Annotated in this window: 4 protein-coding genes; 1 reads left to right on the top strand and 3 read right to left on the bottom strand. The window is 33.6% G+C overall.

Features of this window, described 5'->3' with window-relative positions:
- The 3 genes from ABZC13_RS14140 to ABZC13_RS14130 form a co-directional block, all read right to left on the bottom strand.
- The coding region (locus ABZC13_RS14140) for a methyl-accepting chemotaxis protein (RefSeq protein WP_373005320.1) at window positions 1-594 on the bottom strand (594 nt) is incomplete at its 3' end.
- 128 nt (window positions 595-722) lie between these two features.
- The gene (locus ABZC13_RS14135; RefSeq protein WP_373005318.1) at window positions 723-2,648 is read right to left on the bottom strand and encodes a LapD/MoxY N-terminal periplasmic domain-containing protein; all 1,926 of its coding nucleotides are present in this window, start codon (window positions 2,646-2,648) and stop codon (window positions 723-725) included.
- Complete coding sequence (locus ABZC13_RS14130) at window positions 2,645-3,283, bottom strand: transglutaminase-like cysteine peptidase (protein ID WP_373005315.1); 639 nt, start codon at window positions 3,281-3,283, stop codon at window positions 2,645-2,647. Before ABZC13_RS14130 ends, ABZC13_RS14135 begins: the two co-directional genes overlap by 4 nt.
- Before the next feature lie 109 nt (window positions 3,284-3,392).
- On the opposite strand from ABZC13_RS14130, the gene ABZC13_RS14125 reads away from it, so the two are divergent.
- On the top strand, window positions 3,393-3,986 hold a 594-nt coding region (locus tag ABZC13_RS14125; RefSeq protein WP_373005312.1), incomplete at its 3' end, for a methyl-accepting chemotaxis protein.

The raw sequence follows: 3,986 nt of genomic DNA, 5'->3' as shown, positions 1-3,986 counted from the left end.
TAGACTCTGTACTGTAATCTCTACTTCACTTGTAGCTTTTTGAGTACGCTCGGCAAGTTTACGAACTTCATCTGCAACAACTGCAAATCCACGACCATGCTCTCCTGCACGAGCAGCTTCAATAGCAGCATTAAGTGCAAGCAGATTTGTCTGGTCTGAGATATCCTTAATAAGATTGATAACATCAGAGATACTTCCAACATTCTCATTTAGAGTATTAACTTGATCAAAAGTACTTGTGATATGCTCAAGCAGAGAAGTCATAGTATTTGAGAGTATATCTACATCACTAGAACAATTGTCAGTATGATCGTTGTTAGTAGAGTTTCTGGCATCAACATCTTCAAGTGCATTAAGATTGTCACTTAAGTCCTGTTGTAAGATTTTAAGATCTCTGTTACAAGCATCTGTCAGGCTATGTGTTAGTGATTTAATCAGCTCATTCATCTGATTGCTACTATCTATGTGGCTGACTTCTTTCTCTAGCTGAGATATTCTGTCATTAGCAGTCGTTAGTTCATTTTGAAGAGAGCTTATCTCTTCTTCTTTTGCTTTTAGCTCAGCTTCAAGCTTCTTGTTATTCCCAAATAACATAATATAACATCCTTAATTTGGTATTGTTCTAAGGTATATTACATCGTAGAATATTATAGAGACATTAAAGAAGATGAATTTATATTCAGAAAGATGTATTTATTATATTTTTTTATAAAACAATAGAGCTACGCCAGCTCTATCATCTCAGTAGCTCTACCCTGAATGACATGAATGTCTTTCTCTTGAAGCTTCTTTAGAGTCTTCATATCCATGACCCCTGCTGCTATAAGAGAAATGCCAACAGTATCTGTTATAAGTCTAAGAGCAGATAGTGCCTGATCACTTTGACTTAGGAAATAATCGGTTTCACCTTTTATATACACAGGTCTTAGATCTTGTAAGTATTGATAGTCAACACTTTCACCGATAAACTCAAATACACCCATATCAATATTGTGTTTTTCAAACAGTGCTTGATATTTTTTGATAAGAGTAGAGTTTTGACGAACCAGTTTATCCGGCATCTCTATGATAAGCTTAAAGGGAAGGTTTTCAGCATAGCTGTTAAACAGTTCATGCATACTTTCGTAAGTGCCTTGTTGAGTCAAGTAGTCAAAAGGAAGCCTAAGTGAACATGTAGATCCTTTTAAAGTCATATCCGGAGTTTTAAACATCATATTTAGTACATTATCATATATCTTAAAGCTAAGTCCTGCTTGATTTGCAGGAGCCATAAACTGACCGTAGTAGTAAGTCGTATCTTTATCAACTTTAAGTGTAAGACTAAGGACATTATGTGCAATTTTTCTCATTTTTGCATCTACTGCTGTCCATGAAACAAAGTTGAAATTATTTTTCTCAATAGCATCGTTTATAATTTTTCTCCATGCTTCTTTACCCATAACTTCTACAGTATTATCAGCTTTTGCTAAGTGAATGTTGTCGTCACTGAATTTTGCTTGTGCAAGAGCATTATCAGACTGTGAAAGAAGTTGACCGATGTTCTCTTTATAGTTATAAGCATAGAGACCAAGAGATATAAATGTCTCTGTTGAATCTAGGTTAGATAGCTCAATAAGTTCTTTTGTAGAGTTATATATACCTCTTGCCAATTCTGTTCCATTTATTTCTGAGCAGTCTGGAAGTAAGATTGAGAACTCTGTCCCATTCATTCTTGCAACAATAGAGTTATCAAAGTTCTTAGCATGAGCACTAAAAATATTTGCGATGTTTATAAAGAGTTGGTCAACATCTTTGTGACCTATCTTTTCATTTGCTTCTATTACTCCGCTGAGTGCAATCATCATATTGATACCACCTTTTGAAGTAGCATCTATTTTTAGGTATTCTGGCAGCTTATCTATTAGGTATTTACGATTTCTTAATTTTGTAGCTTTATCTATATACTCAAGCTCTTTTTGGCGTTTAAGTTCTTCATTTCCTTTGTCAAACATGGCTTTTACTTTTGAGACCATATTGTTCATACCAAGGACAACATCTTTGAACTCCTTTGTGTAAGGAATATTATCTTGGATAATAAACTCATTCCTAGTAACAGCTTCAGCCTGTTTTTGGACTTCTTTTAATGGTTTTAAGATAATTACAAGAAGCAGATTTAGTATGGCTAGCCCTATAACAGCGATAATACTAAAAGATATGAGAAGATTTATCAAGATTGTATATAACTGTTTATAAGCATAACCGGCATCACTTTGAACTTTTAGCAATCCCACCTGAGACCATCCTGCAGAAACATTTGCAGAAGCCACAGGTGCCGTAATGTTAAGAGCATTTATAAACCATTGTGGAACATCAAGGATTTTTTGTTCTACTTCTCTTTTGTATATAGGATTGTTCTCAATATCCATAAGAGTGATATAGTGATAATAACCACTATCAAAACTTGCATTGATCATGGTAGTCATCATACTGATATCACCTTGTGCAGTCCCAAGAGATAAACTTAGCGAAGAAGCAGTATTTTTTGCATCTGTATATAACCTGTCTTGTACAGACTCATTGGCACTTTTAAAGTTTAAAACAAGAACAGTTGTTAAGATGATGATTAAAAATGTGGACAGCATTAATGCTATTTGCTTAAAGAGTGTCATATTTTTTTCCTTTCGATGTTTTTCATAAGTTGGTCCCATTGACGACCAACTTTTTCACTTTTTACCTTTTTACCGGTTGATATTTTTTCAACTTGTCCAGCTTGAAGTCTGTAGATAGGTTTTAGATCTTTTCTCTTGTTAGCTGGTAGAACTTTGAAGTTGTTGTTATCCAATATCAGCGGCATTGCTGATGGCTTCTCATAGTAAGCCAAAACCATATGAGCTGCTTTGAATTTTGTAGATTTAACATAGAAGAAAAATAGCTTTTTCATATCCATTCCCAGATATTTTAATGCAAAATATTTTGCAATTACATAATCTTCACAGTCACCTTTGTCTTTACCTAGAAATTCATACGGAGTAGCCCAATAGTCACTCATCCCATATGTATTTTGATCGCTTGAGTACCTAACATCATTGTAAAATTTATTTACAGCATCCAACTTTTCAAAGTCACTAGAGTCTTTTAGTGAATCAAAAGTTTTTTGTTGAAAAAAAAATCTTTTTTTAGCAAATACTTTATACTCTTTCCCAATTCTCTCCAACAGTTCTTTATCTACATATGGCTCTGCAGAGGCGCAAGAGATATTGATAAATAGTAGTGATATGAAAAAAAGTATCTTAAGTTTACTCATGAAATGATTATATCCTAAGTAATCTGACATAAATCTAACAAGTTGGAATAGATAAATTAAGCTTATATTAAATATAATTAAATTTGTGATTATATAAAGAGGTTTAAAAATGTTATTTAACAAAAATAAAGAGATGCTGTTGGCCCTTAAAGAAAAAGATGAGCGTATAGTAAATCTTGAAGAAGAGTTGAAATTATTAAGTTTAGAAATAGAAAATTTAAAAAAAGAGAATTCTTCACATAGAGATGAAAAGGTGATGGCTGAGTTAACAGCGGCACTTACAAATGGACTAATAAACGGATGTGATAGCGATCTTGGGGAGATCAGAGGTGACTTGGAAGATAATCTAAGAACTCTAGAGCTATTGGATTCAAATGAAGATAAAAATAAAGAGTTTACTGTAAAAGTAAATAATGAGTTAGATAAGTTACACAATACTTCAGACTCACTTCTTGAGCATATCACAAGTACTTTTGATCAAGTTAATACTCTAAATGAGAATGTTGGAAGTATCTCTGATGTTATCAATCTTATTAAGGATATCTCAGACCAGACAAATCTTCTTGCACTTAATGCTGCTATTGAAGCTGCTCGTGCAGGAGAGCATGGTCGTGGATTTGCAGTTGTTGCAGATGAAGTTCGTAAACTTGCCGAGCGTACTCAAAAAGCTACAAGTGAAGTAGAGATTACAGTACAGAGTCTA

Origin of the sequence: Sulfurimonas sp. (genome assembly GCF_041563035.1) — a bacterium.
In the GTDB taxonomy this organism is placed as follows: domain Bacteria; phylum Campylobacterota; class Campylobacteria; order Campylobacterales; family Sulfurimonadaceae; genus Sulfurimonas.
This window is presented reverse-complemented; position numbering and strand designations above follow the sequence as displayed.

Coding starts and splice junctions, on each gene's coding strand:
- ABZC13_RS14135 (WP_373005318.1), bottom strand. CDS start 2,648: ATGACACTCTTTAAGCAAATAGCATTAATGCTGTCCACATTTTTAATC.
- ABZC13_RS14130 (WP_373005315.1), bottom strand. CDS start 3,283: ATGAGTAAACTTAAGATACTTTTTTTCATATCACTACTATTTATCAAT.